The sequence below is a fragment of the Streptomyces lichenis genome, from assembly GCF_023218175.1.
GTDB lineage: Bacteria > Actinomycetota > Actinomycetes > Streptomycetales > Streptomycetaceae > Streptomyces > Streptomyces lichenis.
This window is the reverse complement of record NZ_JALPTH010000005.1, coordinates 200,455-217,189: the sequence shown is the minus strand read 5'-3', so window position 1 is coordinate 217,189 and position 16,735 is coordinate 200,455. Positions and strand designations below refer to the sequence as shown.

Sequence of the window (16,735 nt, the reverse complement as noted above, 5' to 3'; positions counted from 1 at the left end):
TGGTGGGCCCGACCTCGGGTGGTGAGCCCGGTCCGGGCGGGGAACCTGGCCCCGGGGGGCGATCCGGCCCCGGGCGGTGGGCCCGACCTCGGGTGGTGGGCCCGGTCCGGGCGGGGAACCTGGCCCCGGGGGGCGATCCGGCCCCGGGCGGTGGGCCCGACCTCGGGTGGTGGGCCCGTCCAGGCGGCGAACCTGGCCCCGGAGGATGACCCGGTCCCGGGCGGTAGGCCTGGCCTCGGGTGGTGAACCCGGTCGGTCCCCGGTACGTATCCCCGGGAGGGGGTCCGCGGGACCATCGGGGTCCGGGCCCGGCGTGGAGAGGCGGACGGCGATGACCCACACCCACGGCGCGGCGGGGCGCTACGACGACGGCGAGCCCACCGTGCGCTTCGCCGGAAGCGAGTCCACCGTGCGCTTCGGTGCACAGGAGCGGCCCGGACGCTTCGGCGCGCGGGAGCGGCCTGGGCGCTTCGAGGCCGGTCGGGCGGGCGGGCGCCAGGGCGGGGACCAGGGCGGCGCCCCCGCGGGACCCGGGGCCGGGTGGCGGGCCGGGGGCGGGCGGTACGCGTTGCTTCCGTTGCGGATCTTCCTCGGCGTGACCTTCATCTACGCCGGGCTGGACAAGCTCACCGACCCCGGCTTCCTCGCCGCGTCCGGCCCCGGGTCCGTCGGCGAGACCATGCGCGCGGTCCGGGACTCCTCCGCCGTGCCCTGGCTGGTGGACCTGGCGCTGCGGAACCCCGAGGGCTTCGGCTACGCCCTGGCCGCCGGTGAGCTGGCCGTCGGGGTCGGCACCCTGGTGGGGGTGCTGGCCCGGCTGGCGGCGCTCGGCGGGGCGCTGATCTCGCTCAGCCTGTGGCTGACCGTCAGCTGGCCGTCCGCCCCCTACTACTACGGCAACGACCTCCCCTATCTGATCGGCTGGCTGCCCCTGGTGCTGGCCGGGGCGCCGCTGTTCTCGGTCGACGCGGCCTGGTCCGCGCGCCGCCGCCGGGCCCGGTAGCCGGCGTAGCCCGCCGCCCCGGCCAGCAGCAGCCCGAGCACGAGCACCGGGAACACCGCGTACCAGGGGGCGTGCCAGGCGCCGGCCGCGTCGCCCGCGTAGAGGACGGCGACGGCCAGGCCGGTGGCGCCGGTGACCAGGCGGCCGGGGTGGAACTCATGGCGCAGCACGGGTGACCTCCACCAGGCCGACGGCGATGTTCAGCTCCAGCTCGACGGTGCCCGCCGGGGCGGCGCCCCGGGGCGGGGCGACGGTGTGCACCGCCTCCTGCCCGGGGGCCACGTCGATGTCCCCGGGCGGGTCGTCCGGCAGTTTCAGGTCGCCGAGCCCGCTCTGGGCGCGCACCTTCACCGTGACGTCCCAGGGCACCACCACCTCGACCCGGCCGGCGCCCACCTCGGCGGAGGTCCTCACCGTCTGGCCGGCGGGTATGGAGAGCGCGGACAGGTCGAGGGTGCCGACTCCGCTGCCCAGCGCGTAGGAGGGCCGGACGTCCGCCGCCACGGCCGGCTTCCACTCGGTGCGCATCCAGTCGGTGGTGATCCGGTGCGGCAGCGCCGAGGCACCGGCCAGCAGCAGGGCCGTCAGCACGGTCAGGAAGACCGTCCCCGAGCCGGTGCGGCCGGCGAACGAGCTGATCACCAGCCCGAACGCGAACACCGCCAGCGCACAGGCCAGCCCGGTCTGGAGGCAGACCGCCAGCGGCTCGGAGCCCCAGCGCAGCCCGGTGCCCAGAGCGCCCGCCAGCAGCGCCAGCAGCAGCACCAGGCCGCCGAGGGCGCGCGGGCCCCGGGCCACCGGGACCGCCGAGGCGGGGCTCCTGCGCCGCTCGGCGGGGGAGCCCGGCCCCACCGCCTCCTCCGGGCCCCACAGATACCCCAGGGGCACCGGGCCGGTGGTGCCGTCCTTGACGATCGGGTCCCGCCACCAGGAGGGCAGGTCGCGCGGGGGCGGCGCCTTGGTCTCCGGCGGAGCCTCCGCCACGGTGTGCACGGCGGCCGGGCCCTCGCCGGGCTCCGGCTCGGTGGAGCGCCGCCGGGACCAGACGGCCGCCCCGCCCACCGCCAGCACCAGCAGCAGCGAGAAGGAGACCGTGCCGCCGTTGTTCAGCATCGACAGGAACAGCCCGCAGCCCACCAGGGCCATCAGCACGGCCAGCAGCGAGGCCCCGTCCACCCGGCCGGACAGCAGCCGCCGCCCCTCCGGCTCCTCCTCGCCGTCGGCCGGCAGCAGCAGCCAGGCGAAGCCGTAGAAGACCAGCCCGATGCCACCGGTCACCGCGAGCACACCGGTGGCCACCCGGAAGATCACCGGGTCGAGGTCGTAGTACCGGCCCAAGCCGCCGCAGACGCCCGCCACGACCCGGCGGCGCGCGGTGCGCCGCAGCGGGACGGGCGGTGCCCCCGGGGCCTCGCGGCCGTCGGGGGGAGCGGAGGGAGCCGAACGCGTCATACGTCCATGGTGACCGACGGTGACCCCCCGCCACCACCGTTCGCGACCCTGGTCCGACCCTGAGGTTCACGCCCCGTCCACTCGAACGCTCACCGGGCCGTCCTCCGGGATGGTCTCCGGGCCGGTCTCAGGGTCGAGCCAGGGGACCGCCCTGATACCGGGGTGCGGCCGGACGTGTGACGATCAGAGCATGCCCGTCACCACCCGTCCGGCCGACCTCGACGACCCTCCCGTGCGCAAGCTGTACCGCAGCGCCGACGGGCGGATGCTCGGTGGTGTGGCCCGCGGGCTGGCCGGGCACCTGGGGCTGCCGGTGGTGTGGGTGCGGTTCGCCTTCCTCGCGCTGTTCCTCTCCAACGGCCTGGGCGTCCTGCTGTACGCGGCGTTCTGGATCGCCGTCCCGCTCGGGGTCGGCGGCCGCGCCAGCGAGTCACGCTCGGTGTTCGAGACCACCGCGGACGGGCGGCGCCGGCTGCGCAAGCCGGACCGCGGCCAGGTCGTCGCCATGGTCGCGCTCGCCATCGGCGCGGTCGCCTTCGCCGGCAGCGTGGACTTCGGCGCCGGCGCCGGGCGGTATGTCTGGCCGACCCTGCTGGTCGGCGTCGGCGTCGTCCTGGTCTGGCGTCAGGTGGACAACGCGCGCCGCGCCCGCTGGACCGAGGCCGGCGGCCGCAGGCGGCTGTTCCAGCTCGCCCGGGCCGTCGCCGGGGTCGCCCTGGTCGGCATGGGGCTGACGGTGTTCCTGGTGGTCCGCGGGGCCGCCGCCCAGCTCGGCACCGCGCTGACCGCCGCGATAGCGGTGCTCGCCGGGATGGCCCTGCTCGCCGGGCCGTGGCTGGTGCGGATGTCCCAGGACCTCTCCGAGGAGCGGACCATGCGCATCCGCGCCCAGGAGCGGGCCGAGGTCGCCGCCCATGTCCATGACTCCGTACTGCACACCCTGACCCTGATACAACGGCACGCCGAGGACCCCGGCGAGGTCCGCCGGCTCGCCCGCGCCCAGGAGCGGGAGCTGCGGAACTGGCTCTACCGCCCCGAGGGCACCGGCAAGGACGAGAGCGACGAGCCCGACACCCTCGCCGAGGCGGTGAAGCGGACCGCCGCCGAGGTCGAGGACAAGCACGGCGTCCCGATAGAGGTGGTGGTCGTCGGCGACTGCCCGTTGGACGAGCGGCTGGCCGCCCAGCTCCAGGCCGCGCGCGAGGCCATGGTCAACGCCGCCAAGTACGGTGGCGGGGGCGGGCCGGTCCAGGTGTTCGCGGAGGTCGAGGGCCGCACGGTCTTCGTCTCGGTGCGCGACCGGGGCCCCGGTTTCGACCTGGACGCGGTTCCCGAGGACCGGATGGGCGTACGAGAATCGGTCATCGGCCGGATGCGTCGCAACGGCGGCACCGCCCGGGTGCGGACCGCCCCGGGCGAGGGCACCGAGGTGGAGCTGGAGATGGAGAGGGCGGACGGATGAGCGAGACCACGACGGGGGCCGGGCAGACGGCGGCCGGACGCCGGGTGCGGGTGGTGCTGGTGGACGACCACCGGATGTTCCGTACGGGGGTGCGCGCCGAGATCGGCCGCACCGACACCACCGGGGTCGAGGTGGTCGGCGAGGCCGCCGACGTCGACCAGGCGGTCGCCGTGATCACCGAGAGCCGCCCCGAGGTGGTCCTGCTCGACGTCCATCTGCCCGGCGGCGGCGGGGTCGAGGTGCTGCGCCGCTGCGCCGGTCTGATGGCGGCCGCCGAGGACCCGGTGCGGTTCCTGGCGCTCTCCGTCTCGGACGCGGCGGAGGACGTCATCGGTGTCATCCGGGGCGGTGCCCGCGGTTATGTCACCAAGACCATCACCGGCACCGACCTGGTGGACTCGGTCTTCCGGGTCCAGGAGGGCGACGCGGTCTTCTCGCCCCGGCTGGCCGGTTTCGTGCTGGACGCCTTCGCCTCCACCGACGCCCCTCCGGTGGACGAGGACCTGGACCGGCTCACCCAGCGTGAGCGCGAGGTGCTGCGGCTGATCGCCCGGGGATACGCGTACAAGGAGATCGCCAAGCAGCTGTTCATCTCGGTGAAGACCGTGGAGTCCCATGTCTCCGCGGTGCTCCGCAAGCTCCAGCTCTCCAACCGCCATGAGCTGACCCGCTGGGCCACCGCACGCCGGCTGGTCTGACCCCCGGGCCCCCGACGCCCCCGGGCCCCAGTGGGCTCAGGCCACCCGGGTGGCGCCCGCCCAGGGCATCTCGTCGATCGGGGCGATCCGCACCGGGGCGCCCGGGCGGGGCGCGTGGATCATGCGGCCGCCGCCGATGTAGAGCCCGACATGGCTGATCCCGGAGTAGAAGAAGACCAGGTCGCCCGGGGCCAGCTCACCCCTCCCGACCCGCCGCCCCGCCCCGATCTGGGTGTAGGTGGTCCGGGGCAGCGCCACCCCGGCCGAGCGCCAGGCCGCCTGGGTCAGCCCCGAGCAGTCGAACGAGGCGGGGCCGGTCGCCCCCCAGACGTACGGCTTCCCCAGCGCTCCGTACGCGAAGGCGACGGCCGCGGCGGCCCGGGACCCGTCGCCCGGCGGCGGCCCCGGCCGGGGCCCGGGCGCGGCCACCTCCCCCTGGTAGGCCGCGCGCTGCGGCTGCGGCAGGCTGTCGACCAGCCGCCGCGCCGCCGCGGCCTTGCCGTGGACCACCGCCTGGTGGCGGCCGGCCTCGGCCCGTAGCGACTCCAGCTCTGTCAGCCGGCCGGCGGCCTCCGACCGCAGCCGGGCCAGCTCCACCAGTTCTCCGCGCAGCGCGCCGACCGTACGGGCCCGGTGGTCGGCGGCCCGGCCGGCGAGCACGGCGCCGTCCAGATAGGCGTCCGGGTCGGCCGTGAGCGCCAGCCGCAGCGCGGGCGGCAGCCCACCGCCCGTACCGGAGCGGTAGTCGGCGGCGGCCATCGCGCCGACCGCGCCTCGGGCGGTGTTGAGGACCGCCGCCCGCCGGGCCACCTCGTCGCGGAGCGCGTTCACCGCCTTCCGGGCGCCGTCCGCCTTCTCCCGGACGGCGTTGTACCGCTCGGCCGCCTCCTCGGCGGCCCGGTACAGCCGGTCCGCCTCCGCCTTGGCCCCCGCCGGGGTCAGCCGGGGCTCCGCGTGCCCGGAACCCGTCAGCGCGGTCGCGGTCGCCGCCCCGGCGAGCGCCAGCGTCAGCGCCACCCGCCCACCGGCCGCTCCGGCCCTCCGGGCCGAAGTCTCCCGGCCCCGCCGCCCGCGATGGCGGCCACCGGACCGCCCCTCGATACCGCCGCCCTCCCGCCGCGGGCCGGGCGGCCCCGGATCGTGAGGGGGGACGGGTTCCTGGTGCTGGCGTGCTGCCACGGCGGCGGTCACTTCCCTTCCTGGACGTGGCAGGGACGCTAGGCGCCCGGGTCACACGCCGGACGGGGAATGACCGCAACTGTTCGCCCTTGGAGCCTCGGTGACCCGGTGCGACCGGATGCCGGGCGGGATCGGACCGGAACGGCCCCGAGGCGGATCTGTGGTGAGGATTTGTCGCGCGAGGCGCGGGCCCGGCCCCGGGCGGCGGAGGGCCCCGGGGCCCCGTCTAGGCTCCGGGCCATGGACGTCCTCATCAATGTCTTCGTCGCCCTGCACATCATCGGTATCGCCGCGCTCCTCGGCGGCTTCCTCACCCAGATGAAGGCGATGAGCGCGGGCACCGCGCGGTTCAGCCCGGCCATGCTGCACGGCGCCCTGACCATGCTGCTCACCGGCATGGTGCTGGTCGGGCTGAACCAGGCCGAGTACCAGACCGTGAACAACATCAAGATCGGCGTGAAGCTGGCGATCCTGGTCGTCATCCTCGGCCTGGTCTACGTCAAGCGCGACGAGGAGAAGGCGGACAAGGCCCAGTTCGGCGCCGTCGGCGGGCTGACCCTGGCGAACATCCTCATCGCCACCCTCTGGACCTGACCGCGCCGGGCCCGCGGGCCGCAGAGGGGCCCGCGGGCCTCGGGCGGGCCCTTGGCCCTCAGGCGGGGCGGACGCTGCCGTGGATCGGCATCGAGAACACGGACTCCTCGCGCACCCCGGCACCCGGCCCGGGCGCGTGGATCATCATCCCGTCGCCCTTGTAGATGCCGACATGGCCGCCCGGGCCGGGGCCGGCGCCGCCGCCATGGAAGAACACCAGGTCACCGGCGCGCATCTGCCCCATCGCGACCGGCGTCCCGGCCAGCGCCTGCGCCCCGGCGTCCCGGGGCAGTTCGACCCCCGCCGCCTTCCACGCGGCACGCACCAGCCCGGAGCAGTCGTACGAACTCGGGCCCGCCGCCCCCGGCACATAGGGCTTTCCCAACTGGGCCTCGGCGAAGGCGACCACCCTGGCCGCCTCGCTCCCCAGCGAGCCCGTGGCGTGGGCGGCAGGGGCGGCCGGGGCGGTCACCGGTGCCACCGGCGGCGAAGGCGGCACCACCGACAGCTGCCGTGCGGCCGCGAGGACGGCGGTGGAGCGGGGCTCTACGGGTGTGCCCAGGGCGGGTATCCCCGTGGCCGGTATCCCCGTGGCGGGCGTCCGCTCGGCGGCGGCCCGTACCAGCAGCAGCCGGGCCTGGGCCAGCCGCGACTGGCTGCGCTCCTTGACCACCCGCGGGGCGGTCTCCGCGGCCACCCCTCCCGTACGGTCCTCCTCCCCGCACCCCGCCTCGTCCCGTACCGTCCCCGCGCGGACGTCCCCGGGGCAGGGCGCGGTCCAGGCGTCCGGCAGCCGGTCCTCCGCGCGCGGCGGCGGGGTGTCGATGCGGTCGATGACATGGTCGGCGGTGCGGTCGTCGATACGGTCGGTGACGCGGTCGGCCGGGCGCTCGGCCGGCGCCGTCCCGACCGCGGTGGCCCCGGACCGTACCGCCGCCGTCCGGCCGGTGTCGCCGCCGCCGGCCTGCCGGTAGAGGTCGTCCACCTTGGCGCTGACCTCCTCGGGGGAGGGCGCTCCGGCGGTGGGTGTGCGCCCGGAGGGCGGGGCGGTGGCGGCGGTGGCGCTCTGCGAGGAGATGAGGGCCACCGAAGCGAGGGCGGCAGCCGTGGTGACCCCGACGGCGGCGGGGGAGGAACCGTGCAGGACGGGCAGGGTGCGTGAGCGCGGCTTGCGATGCGACGCCAAGGCCGGCATCTCCTTCCATGGACCGCCTACCGGGTCGGCCCTGGGCGGCCGGTGCAGGTTCGGGCGGAACGGAAGGTGCCCTACGGCCCGCCGCCGGGGGAGCGGTCGCGGGCCGATTCACCTCGGTCGTACGTCGTGGGACCCGGTGCCGTGCCGCCGCGGGGCAGCACGGAGACGGCGGTGGCGACCCGACCGGCGTGGTTCGCCGATGCGGGACGGGCCGCTTGGGCGAGCACGCTAGCCAACGTGTGGTGGTGCTGTGAAGGATGATGTTCGATTTGCCCGATACATTTCCGTGACCTTGGCGCGATGTCTGCGGGCCGGTACGGATCCGGTACGCAGAGTGAGCCGCCGGGCCCGGAGACGGCACCCCGGAGGCGCGGGGTGGCCGAGTCCATACGGTGGGACCGGCCGTTCGGCCCCGGCTGTCAGTGGGGGGTCCTAAACTCGATAGGCGATGAGCAGCCTCTTTGACGACAGCTTCCTGGCGGGACTCGGCGACCGCGACCGCAAGGCCGGTGACCGTACGGCCGAGGAACCGCCCCCGCCCGAGGACCTCGACGACCACGGTGACCACGGTCCGGGCGGCGAGGAGGTTCCGCACGACCTCTTCGGGGACCGCTTCGACGTGCCCCCGCCCCGGGACACCCGGCACACCGCCCTGGACCCCGCCGCGCTGCTGGAGGGGCTGAACGAGCAGCAGCGCGCCGCCGTGGTGCACACCGGCTCCCCGCTGCTCATCGTGGCCGGTGCCGGCTCCGGCAAGACCCGGGTGCTCACCCACCGCATCGCGCATCTGCTGGGCACCCGGCATGTCCATCCCGGCCAGATACTGGCGATCACCTTCACCAACAAGGCCGCCGGGGAGATGAAGGAGCGCGTCGAGCAGCTTGTCGGCCCGCGCGCCAACGCGATGTGGGTGATGACCTTCCACAGCGCCTGTGTCCGGATCCTGCGCCGCGAGTCCAAGAAGCTGGGCTTCACCTCCTCGTTCTCGATCTACGACGCCGCCGACTCCAAGCGGCTGATGGCGCTGGTCTGCCGGGATCTGGACCTGGACCCGAAGAAGTTCCCGCCGAAGTCCTTCAGCGCCAAGGTCTCCAACCTGAAGAACGAGCTGATCGACGAGGAGGCCTTCGCCGATCAGGCCGCCGATGGTTTCGAGAAGACGCTGGCCGAGGCGTACCGGATGTACCAGTCCCGGCTGCGCGAGGCCAACGCCCTCGACTTTGACGACATCATCATGACCACCGTCCATCTGCTCCAGGCCTTCCCGGACGTGGCCGAGCACTACCGGCGCCGCTTCCGGCATGTGCTGGTGGACGAGTACCAGGACACCAACCACGCCCAGTACACCCTGGTGCGCGAGCTGGTCGGCACCGGCTACGAGGACCTGGGCCCGGCCGAGCTGTGCGTGGTGGGCGACGCGGACCAGTCGATCTACGCCTTCCGCGGGGCCACCATCCGCAACATCCTCCAGTTCGAGGAGGACTACCCGGACGCCACCACCATCCTGCTGGAGCAGAACTACCGCTCCACGCAGACCATCCTCTCCGCCGCCAACGCGGTCATCGAGCGCAACGAGAGCCGCCGCCCGAAGAACCTGTGGACCAACGCCGGGGCCGGCGCCCAGATCACCGGGTACGTCGCCGACACCGAGCACGACGAGGCCCAGTTCGTCGCCGACGAGATCGACCGGCTCACCGACGCCGGTGACGCCAAGGCCGGGGACGTGGCGGTGTTCTACCGCACCAACGCCCAGTCCCGTGTCTTCGAGGAGATCCTCATCAGGGTCGGGCTGCCCTACAAGGTCGTCGGCGGCGTCCGGTTCTACGAGCGCAAGGAGGTCCGGGACGTCCTCGCCTATCTGCGCGTGCTCGCCAACCCCGAGGACAACGTCCCGCTCCGCCGTATCCTCAACACCCCCAAGCGCGGCATCGGCGAGCGCGCCGAGGCCATGGTCGACGCCCTCGCGCTCCGCGAGAAGATCACCTTCCCGCAGGCGCTGCGCCGGGTGGACGAGGCGTACGGGATGGCCGCCCGCTCGGCCAACGCGGTCAAGCGGTTCAACACCCTGATGGACGAGCTGCGCACGGTCGTCGAGTCCGGCGCGGGCCCGGCCGTGGTGCTGGAGGCCGTACTGGAGCGCACCGGGTACCTCGCCGAGCTCCAGGCCTCCACCGACCCCCAGGACGAGACCCGCATCGAGAACCTCCAGGAACTCGCGGCCGTGGCTCTGGAGTTCGAGCAGGACCGGCAGGGGGACAACCCCGGCACCCTGGCCGAGTTCCTGGAGCAGGTGGCGCTGGTCGCCGACTCCGACCAGATCCCGGACGAGGACGAGGAGGGCTCCGGCGTCATCACGCTGATGACCCTGCACACCGCCAAGGGCCTGGAGTTCCCGGTGGTGTTCCTCACCGGTCTGGAGGACGGCGTCTTCCCGCACATGCGGGCGCTGGGCCAGGCCAAGGAGCTGGAGGAGGAGCGGCGCCTGGCGTACGTGGGCATCACCCGCGCCCGCGAGCGGCTCTACCTCACCCGCTCCACCCTGCGCAGCGCCTGGGGCCAGCCCTCGTACAACCCGCCCTCCCGCTTCCTGGAGGAGATCCCCGGCGCGTATCTGGAGTGGAAGCGCACCGGGGCGAAGGCGGCGCCGGCCGGTCCGATCTCCGGGATCGCCTCCTCGCTGTCCTCCTCGCGTTCCCGCAGCGCGGGTCCGTCCGGCTTCGCCACCCGGCGTACGACGGACAAGCCGGTGATCGCCCTCTCGGTCGGCGACCGGGTCACCCACGACCAGTTCGGCCTCGGCACGGTGCTGGCGGTGACCGGAGCGGGCGGGGACGCCCAGGCCACCATCGACTTCGGGGACGAGAAGCCCAAGCGGCTGCTGCTGCGGTACGCCCCGGTCGAAAAGCTGTAGCACCGGCGGGAGCGGTGCGGATACGGTGAAGGGGTCCGGCTCCGGGAGGAGTTCGGGCCCCTTCGCGTGCTGTCAGCGGGGTTCGGCCGGTCAGCCGGTCGGGTTGAGGCCGTGGCTGAGCAGCCAGGGCAGCGGGTCGATGGCGGAGCCGCCGCCGGGGCGCACCTCGAAGTGCAGGTGCGGGCCGGTGGAGTTGCCGGAGTTGCCGGAGTACGCGATGGTCTCGCCGGCCTTGACCGAGCCGGAGCGGATCTTGGCGCTGCTGAGGTGGCAGTACCAGGTCTCGGTGCCGTCGGGGGCGGTCACGATGACCATGTTGCCGTAGGCGCTGTTCCACTGGGTGCGCACGGTGCCGTCGGTGGCGGCCATCACCGGGGTGCCGTACTGCACCGGGAAGTCGATCCCGGTGTGCAGCGACATCCAGTTGACGCCGGCCTGGCCGTAGCGGGCACTGAGCTGGTGCAGCGCCACCGGCAGCGCGAACTTGGGGCGCAGGGCCTCGCGCCGGGCGGCCTCCTCGATGCGCTTCTTGCGCTCGGTCTCCTGGCGGACCTTCAGGTCGATGCGCTCCTGGGTGCGGCTGGCCCGGTCGCCGAAGTCGCGGGCGTCGGCGCTGAAGGCCTCCAGCTGGGTGTCGAGCTGGCGATTGGCGACGACCGGCTGCACGGTCGGCGTGTCGGCGGCGGTCACGGCCTTGTCGTCGGTCTTCGGCTTGGTCGCCTCGCCGGTCAGGTCGGTGACCGAGGCGGCCGCGATACCGGCGACGCCCATGACGCAGGCCGAGGGCACGGCGACGGTCAGCAGCGCGGACCGCTTGGCGGGGGTACGGCGCCGGCCGCGGGCACCGCCCTGGGAGCCGCGCCGCGCCGGCCGCGGGACCACCGCGGCGAGCTCATGCACCTGCTCCTGCTCCGGCGCCTCGTCCTCGTCCCTCTCCGCGGCGTCGCCCGCCGCATCCTGCGCGGGCTCGCCGTCCTGCCGGTCCTCCAGGGGCTGGTCCGCCGCCGCGTAGTCGTACTGCTCCGGGACGGTGAACGTCTCGGTGGGCGCGGCCGCGTACTCCCAGGCGGCGGTGGAGTAGGCGCCGGTGTCATAGCCGGAGGCGTCCCACTGGGCGGTGGCCTCGTAGACCGGGGCCGGCGGCTGGGGGGCGGGGGCCTCCGGGCCGGCCAGGGTGGCCGTCTGCATGGTCTGGGTGGCGGCGTCGGCCCAGGTAGTGGCGTCCCACTGGCCGGTGTACTCGGGGTACTCGCCGTACCCGGCGGCGGCCGTCCACTGGGTGGTGTCGTACGGGCCGCTGTGGTGGCCGTCGGCCGTCGGGCCCTCGCAGCCGGGCATCGGGTACGCGGCGGTGCCGGGGTCCTGGGGGAAGACGCCCCCGCCCTCGGGAAGGGTCGCGGTGTAGGCGGCGTGCGTCTGCTCGGCGGTTCCGGGGTAGTCGCCGAAGAGCGGGTCGGCGGCGAAGGCGCCGGGGGTGAACGAGCCGGTGGCGTATCCGGCGTCGGCGCCGCCGTAACCGGAGCCGTGGTCGTACCCGGCGCTCTGGTCGTGGCCGGTGCTCTGGGCGTGGCCCGGGTGGAAGCCGCTGGCGGTGAAGCTGCCGGTCTCGTGGGTGGTCGGCGCATAGGCGCCGTCCCCGAGGTACCCGGCGTGGGGGTGCTGGTCGTTCACCAACGTCTCTCTCGCCTCGGCAGCAGGACCAGTTCCGGGACGGCCCCGCGAAGGGGGCCCCAGAGGGGAAAGCAGTGGGCGCGACTGTACCCGGCGGTATGCGCGAGCGACAATCTTCCGCGGGGTTTCGACCCGGAGGGAAACGGGCATTCGGCCGTCTTTCGGCGGAGGGCGGGCGCAGCCTTGGCCGTACGTTCGACAGTCGTTCGAATCTCTGGGGTGACGGCTAGGCGACGGCGGCGGAATCAGACGTTCCGTCGGAGCGCCCGTCGGGGCTCGCGGAGAGCGCCTCGTGGACCGCCGCGGCGACGGCCGGATGGAACAGCAGTGCCAGATGACCGATTCCGGTGACCCTGACGTTCTCCGCCGTGAGGTCGGGGTGGTCGATCCTGGCCGTCTCGGCCGGTGACATCAGCGCGTCCAGATCGCTCCAGAAGCCGACGAAGCGGGTACGGCAGCCCGGTGCGGGTCCCGCCAGCTCCCGCAGCACCGAGGAGCCGGGCCGCATCTGGCGGACCAGCGGATGCAGTCCGGCGGGCGGCACGGCGACGGTGCCGGAGTGCGGGGTGCCGAGCGTGACCAGGGTGCGCACCCGGCGGTCGCCGCCGAGCCGCTGCACGTAGTACCGGGCGATCAACCCGCCCAGGCTGTGGCCGACCAGGTCGATCCGCGCGTGTCCGCTGCGGGCGCACACCTCTTCCACATGGCGGCCCAGCAACTCGGCGGCCGTACGGATGTCGCAGGTCAGCAACGAGTAGTTGAGGCACTCCAGCCGCCGGCCCCGCCGGCTCAGGGTGCGGCGCAGCACGACGAAGACGGAGCGGTTGTCCACCAGCCCGTGCAGCAGTACGGCCGGTGGCTCCGCCCCGGCGGTCCGGCCCGGCGCCCGGTGGCGTCCGTCCGCGATGCCCGCCGGGTGGATGCCCGTCGGGTAGAGGAGGAGGTGTCCGGCGAGGAGCGCGGCGTCCAGCGCGGTGGCCCGGACGAGCGCGGCGGACAGCCCGAGGGGGAGGCGGAGCGGGAGGCGGATCGGGAGGGGCCGGAAGGGGAGAGCGAGGAGCGGATGCATGGCCGACCTCCGAGGAAAGGGAAGCCGGGTGGAGGGCGATGGCCTGCCGTGGTGGCGCGCTCTTGTGCCCGGCGGTGAGCTGCCTGCCCGGCGGCGAGCGGTGCGCTTGGCGGCGAGCTGCTTGCTTGGTGGCGAGCGGTGCGCCTGGCGGCGAGCTGTTTGCCTGCTGTGGCTGTGGCTGTGGCTGTGGCTGTGGCTGTGGCTGTGGCTGTGGCCGTGGCCGTGGCGTGCCTGCCGTGCCATGGCCGGGTGGCTGCTTGCCTTGCCGTGGCTGCCCGCTGTGGCTGGTGGTCTGCCTGCCGTGGCGCGCGCCGCGCGGCCTGCGGCGCGGCGCCACGGCTTCCTCGCTGCGGCTTCCTGGTGATCGCCACTCTGCCCGGCGGTGGCCCGTTCCGGACGGCGATCCGCGACGAACATGTCCCGCGTGTGATTTCCCCCTCCCCGGCGGTCGCGAAACGACCGGGTGCGGGATGCTGTAGATAACGTTCGTTCACCTCCCCGGGGCACCAGGCGCGGGGGACGCAGCTGGAGGCAGTGATGGGTGTGACCGGTCCGATCCGCGTGGTGGTGGCCAAGCCGGGTCTCGACGGCCACGATCGCGGCGCGAAGGTGATCGCGCGGGCGCTCAGGGACGCCGGTATGGAGGTCATCTACACGGGGCTGCACCAGACGCCGGAGCAGATCGTGGACACCGCGATCCAGGAGGACGCCGACGCCATCGGGCTGTCGATCCTCTCAGGCGCCCACAACACGCTGTTCGCCAAGGTGCTCGACCTGCTGAAGGAGCGCGAGGCGGAGGACATCAAGGTCTTCGGCGGCGGCATCATCCCGGAGGACGACATCGCCCCGCTGAAGGAGAAGGGCGTCGCCGCGATCTTCACCCCGGGCGCGACGACCACCTCCATCGTGGAGTGGGTCAACGCCAACGTCCGGGTCTCGGCGGAGGCGTAGGGGCGGGGGCCTGCCGGCTGCGCGGGGCTGGGGCTCGCGCTTCTCGGCCCCTCCGGGGCCGAGTCCCAACGTATGGCGACTGCTCGCCGCGGTGTGGAAAAGCCGATGAGCGCCCCGAGGGCGTGTTGGTACAACCGTTCGCATGGGAATCTGGGCCGACGCCTTCCTCGCCCCCGAGCTGCCGACCCTGCTGCCCCGGGAGGACTTCGGGCGCCTGGTGGTCGACCTGGCGCGCGAGCGGGTCGTCCGTCCTCCCTGGGTGCTGGTGGCCGGCCGACTGTGCGTCAACGCCTCCCTGAACTGGGGGAGCGTCAGCGGGCAGGCCCGTTGGGACAAGCCGGCCCCGGGCACCGAGCTGCGCACGGATGACGACATGCCCGAGGAGCCAAGGGACTACGACGCACCGCCCCCGTGGGGCGCCTCGGACGAGCGGGCCCGCGTGCTGGCTCATGGCGAGGCGGTCCTCGACGTCCTTCCCGCTCTGCGCGAGGCGCCGTACGGAGAGGAGGACCTCGGCGTGGTCTTCGACCAGTTGGACTTCGGCAACCGGGGTGTCATCGAGCACTTCTGGTCCGAGGACGAGCGGACGACGCTGGCCTGCTTCGCGCTGGCCCGAGCGCAGGTCCGGCCCCTGTCCAGCAGTGACAGCGCCGAGACCAGCGGGCCGGTCCACCCGGTGCGTACCTGTGTCGTGCACACCTTCAAGCTGTCGACGGGTGAGGGGGCCTCTCCGGTGATCGCTCCCGTTGTCCGCCGCCATGTCGGCCCGGACCTGGTCATCGGGGAGACCTGGGGGTGAATGGTCGGTAGTCCCGGGGAGCCGCGCGTCGGTCAGGGCTGCGGACCGAGTGCGGAGCCCGGGGTGAGTTCGGCTCGCATCAGGGCGCGTAGCCGCAGGGTGGCGACCAGCCGTTGGAAGGCCTCCGCCCAGTAGTCGCCCGCTCCCGGGGCGGCGTCCTCCGGGTCGTCCGAGCGGCCGGTGAGGACCTCCAGCCGCTCGGCCTCCGCCGGGTCGAGGCAGCGCTCGGCCAGGCCCATCACCCCGCTGAAGCTCCAGGGGTAACTGCCCGCGTCCCGGGCGATGTCCAGGGCGTCCACCACCGCGCGGCCCAGCGGCGCGGCCCAGGGAACGGCGCAGGTCCCCAGGAGCTGGAACGCGTCGGACAGGCCGTGCGCCGAGACGAACCCGGCCACCCACGCGGCGCGTTCGCCCCCGGGCAGTACGGACAGCAGCCGGGAGCGCTCGGCGAGCGAGGAGGTGCCGGGGCCGGTCGCCAGGGGAGCGGCCGGGGAACCCAGCAGGGCACGGGCCCACTCCGCGTCCCGCTGGCGTACCGTCGCCCGGCACCAGGCCGCGTGCAGCTCGTCCCGCCAGTCGTCCGCCACGTCGAGGGCGACGATCTCCTCGGCGCTCCGCCCGCCGAACCGCCCGGACCACGCCGCCAGGGGCGTCGCCTCCACCAACTGGCCCAGCCACCAGGCCCGTGCGCCGCGCCCCGGCGGCGGTGCCGGGACCACCCCGTCCCGCTGCATACCGGCGTCGCACTCATGGGGCGCCTCGACGGCGATCGCCGCGCCCGTGCCGCCCGTACGGTCGGGCCCCACACAGCTCGCTGACCGCTCGGCCATCCTCGCGGCGAACGCGGAACGCGGCAGCGCGGACAGCAACTCGGCGGCCGTGGCGCGGACATTGCGGCTGCGGTCGGCGAGAGCCTGCTCCAGGAAGGACTCGTCGGTGTCGGACAGACCGGTGCGCAGCGAGTCCAGGAACATCAGCCGGTCCTCGGCCCGCTCGGTCGGCCAGGTCGATATGAGCAGCGTCAGCCCCTCGGCCGGGTCACGGGTGCGGACCGCGGTCAGCAGGGCGACCCGCTCGGCGAACAGGCCCTCCTGCCAGAGCTGCCGTACGTCCTTGGCGCTGTCGCTCCCGGTCAGCGGGTCCGCTCCCGGCGTGCCGCGCAGCGCGAACCGCCAGTCGGGGTTGAGCCGGGCCAGCCACAGCCCGAGGGGCCCGGCGAACGCCAGGGCCGCGGGGCGCAGATCCGTCCGGGCCCGGGCCGCGTCGAGCAGCGCGGGCAGCAGCGGTGCCGGGGCCCGGTAGCCATGGGCACGGGCCACCGCCAGCCACTGCGGCAGCAGCTCGGTGAGGTCGGGCGCCGACCCGCGCCGCCCACCAGCCGCCGCGCCGGGAGTGGTTCGGTCGGCGAGCAGCGAGGCGAGGCGGCGGCAGGCGGCCCCGGGCGGTTCGGGCCGGGGGTCGTGCGGGGCCGGTTCCGGCAGGGCCGCGGCGAGGGGCGCGGGCCGCAGCCCCGCCCGGCGCCGTACGGTGTGCACTGCGGCCTCGTCCAGCAAGGCGGCGGGCCCGGACGTCGGGCCGGGCGGTCGCGACTGACCGGGGCTCCCGGTGTGGACGCGCCGGGGTATGCGGCGGTCGGTGCCCAGCAGGGCGGTGGTGACCAGCTCCTCCCAGGCGGTGGGCGTGGTCGGGCGCGGTGTCGTCATCCGGGTCCCCCTTCGTCCTGATCCGTCGAAGTCCTCTGCCGTCGAGAT

Annotated in this window: 14 protein-coding genes and 1 pseudogene; 8 read left to right on the top strand and 7 right to left on the bottom strand. The window is 74.4% G+C overall.

What is annotated here, in order from left to right:
- Window positions 1-535: 535 nt before the first annotated feature.
- Window positions 536-1,003: pseudogene (locus tag M1O15_RS07445) on the top strand (DoxX family protein); the annotation flags it as partial.
- On the opposite strand, the gene M1O15_RS07440 reads toward M1O15_RS07445, so the two are convergent.
- The gene (locus tag M1O15_RS07440) at window positions 910-1,173 is read right to left on the bottom strand and encodes a hypothetical protein (protein ID WP_248632451.1); all 264 of its coding nucleotides are present in this window, start codon (window positions 1,171-1,173) and stop codon (window positions 910-912) included. The pseudogene M1O15_RS07445 and the gene M1O15_RS07440 sit on opposite strands and share 94 nt — an antisense overlap.
- Window positions 1,160-2,455: a PspC domain-containing protein gene (locus M1O15_RS07435; protein ID WP_248632450.1), complete on the bottom strand. Its 1,296-nt coding sequence runs from the start codon at window positions 2,453-2,455 to the stop codon at window positions 1,160-1,162. The genes M1O15_RS07440 and M1O15_RS07435 overlap by 14 nt, the downstream gene beginning before the upstream one ends.
- A gap of 190 nt (window positions 2,456-2,645) precedes the next feature.
- Between M1O15_RS07435 and M1O15_RS07430 the strand changes: the two genes are divergently transcribed.
- Both M1O15_RS07430 and M1O15_RS07425 read left to right on the top strand, forming a co-directional pair.
- Complete coding sequence (locus tag M1O15_RS07430) at window positions 2,646-3,917, top strand: ATP-binding protein (protein WP_248632449.1); 1,272 nt, start codon at window positions 2,646-2,648, stop codon at window positions 3,915-3,917.
- A complete protein-coding gene (locus tag M1O15_RS07425; protein ID WP_248632448.1) occupies window positions 3,914-4,615 on the top strand; it encodes a LuxR C-terminal-related transcriptional regulator in 702 nt (233 codons plus the stop codon). The genes M1O15_RS07430 and M1O15_RS07425 overlap by 4 nt, the downstream gene beginning before the upstream one ends.
- A 36-nt stretch (window positions 4,616-4,651) precedes the next feature.
- Here M1O15_RS07425 and M1O15_RS07420 read toward each other — a convergent pair whose 3' ends face one another.
- Window positions 4,652-5,632 (bottom strand): C40 family peptidase, encoded by a 981-nt coding sequence (locus tag M1O15_RS07420; RefSeq protein ID WP_248632447.1) that lies wholly within the window; start codon window positions 5,630-5,632, stop codon window positions 4,652-4,654.
- A gap of 402 nt (window positions 5,633-6,034) precedes the next feature.
- On the opposite strand from M1O15_RS07420, the gene M1O15_RS07415 reads away from it, so the two are divergent.
- On the top strand, window positions 6,035-6,388 hold the full coding sequence (locus tag M1O15_RS07415) for a hypothetical protein (protein WP_248632446.1): 354 nt from the start codon (window positions 6,035-6,037) through the stop codon (window positions 6,386-6,388).
- A gap of 58 nt (window positions 6,389-6,446) precedes the next feature.
- Here the strand turns inward: M1O15_RS07415 and M1O15_RS07410 are convergent, their stop codons facing one another.
- Window positions 6,447-7,583, bottom strand: a complete 1,137-nt coding sequence (locus M1O15_RS07410; protein WP_248632445.1) for a C40 family peptidase — start codon at window positions 7,581-7,583, stop codon at window positions 6,447-6,449.
- A 448-nt stretch (window positions 7,584-8,031) separates the two neighbouring features.
- Here M1O15_RS07410 and pcrA point away from each other — a divergent pair, with 448 nt between their 5' ends.
- Window positions 8,032-10,494, top strand: a complete 2,463-nt coding sequence (gene pcrA / locus M1O15_RS07405) for a DNA helicase PcrA (protein ID WP_248632444.1) — start codon at window positions 8,032-8,034, stop codon at window positions 10,492-10,494.
- A gap of 90 nt (window positions 10,495-10,584) precedes the next feature.
- Here the strand turns inward: pcrA and M1O15_RS07400 are convergent, their stop codons facing one another.
- Both M1O15_RS07400 and M1O15_RS07395 read right to left on the bottom strand, forming a co-directional pair.
- Window positions 10,585-12,168, bottom strand: a complete 1,584-nt coding sequence (locus M1O15_RS07400) for a M23 family metallopeptidase (protein WP_248632443.1) — start codon at window positions 12,166-12,168, stop codon at window positions 10,585-10,587.
- A gap of 223 nt (window positions 12,169-12,391) precedes the next feature.
- A complete protein-coding gene (locus M1O15_RS07395; RefSeq protein WP_248632442.1) occupies window positions 12,392-13,234 on the bottom strand; it encodes an alpha/beta fold hydrolase in 843 nt (280 codons plus the stop codon).
- Between M1O15_RS07395 and M1O15_RS07390 the strand changes: the two genes are divergently transcribed.
- From M1O15_RS07390 to M1O15_RS07380, 3 genes are all read left to right on the top strand, one after another.
- Entirely contained in the window at window positions 13,233-13,598 is a 366-nt protein-coding gene (locus tag M1O15_RS07390; RefSeq protein WP_248632441.1) for a hypothetical protein, read from the top strand. The two genes, M1O15_RS07395 and M1O15_RS07390, sit on opposite strands and share 2 nt — an antisense overlap.
- A gap of 173 nt (window positions 13,599-13,771) precedes the next feature.
- On the top strand, window positions 13,772-14,185 hold the full coding sequence (gene icmB, locus M1O15_RS07385) for a coenzyme B12-dependent isobutyryl CoA mutase small subunit (protein WP_248632440.1): 414 nt from the start codon (window positions 13,772-13,774) through the stop codon (window positions 14,183-14,185).
- A 142-nt stretch (window positions 14,186-14,327) separates the two neighbouring features.
- Window positions 14,328-14,984, top strand: coding sequence for a hypothetical protein (locus M1O15_RS07380; protein WP_248632439.1), 657 nt, complete (start codon window positions 14,328-14,330; stop codon window positions 14,982-14,984).
- 32 nt (window positions 14,985-15,016) lie between these two features.
- Here the strand turns inward: M1O15_RS07380 and M1O15_RS07375 are convergent, their stop codons facing one another.
- Window positions 15,017-16,687, bottom strand: coding sequence for a DUF5691 domain-containing protein (locus M1O15_RS07375; RefSeq protein ID WP_248632438.1), 1,671 nt, complete (start codon window positions 16,685-16,687; stop codon window positions 15,017-15,019).
- Between the last annotated feature and the right edge of the window lie 48 nt (window positions 16,688-16,735).

Coding starts and splice junctions, on each gene's coding strand:
- M1O15_RS07380 (WP_248632439.1), top strand. CDS start 14,328: ATGGGAATCTGGGCCGACGCCTTCCTCGCCCCCGAGCTGCCGACCCTG.
- M1O15_RS07415 (WP_248632446.1), top strand. CDS start 6,035: ATGGACGTCCTCATCAATGTCTTCGTCGCCCTGCACATCATCGGTATC.
- M1O15_RS07410 (WP_248632445.1), bottom strand. CDS start 7,583: ATGCCGGCCTTGGCGTCGCATCGCAAGCCGCGCTCACGCACCCTGCCC.
- M1O15_RS07390 (WP_248632441.1), top strand. CDS start 13,233: ATGGCCGACCTCCGAGGAAAGGGAAGCCGGGTGGAGGGCGATGGCCTG.
- M1O15_RS07425 (WP_248632448.1), top strand. CDS start 3,914: ATGAGCGAGACCACGACGGGGGCCGGGCAGACGGCGGCCGGACGCCGG.
- M1O15_RS07430 (WP_248632449.1), top strand. CDS start 2,646: ATGCCCGTCACCACCCGTCCGGCCGACCTCGACGACCCTCCCGTGCGC.
- icmB (WP_248632440.1), top strand. CDS start 13,772: ATGGGTGTGACCGGTCCGATCCGCGTGGTGGTGGCCAAGCCGGGTCTC.
- M1O15_RS07375 (WP_248632438.1), bottom strand. CDS start 16,687: ATGACGACACCGCGCCCGACCACGCCCACCGCCTGGGAGGAGCTGGTC.
- M1O15_RS07395 (WP_248632442.1), bottom strand. CDS start 13,234: ATGCATCCGCTCCTCGCTCTCCCCTTCCGGCCCCTCCCGATCCGCCTC.
- pcrA (WP_248632444.1), top strand. CDS start 8,032: ATGAGCAGCCTCTTTGACGACAGCTTCCTGGCGGGACTCGGCGACCGC.
- M1O15_RS07435 (WP_248632450.1), bottom strand. CDS start 2,455: ATGACGCGTTCGGCTCCCTCCGCTCCCCCCGACGGCCGCGAGGCCCCG.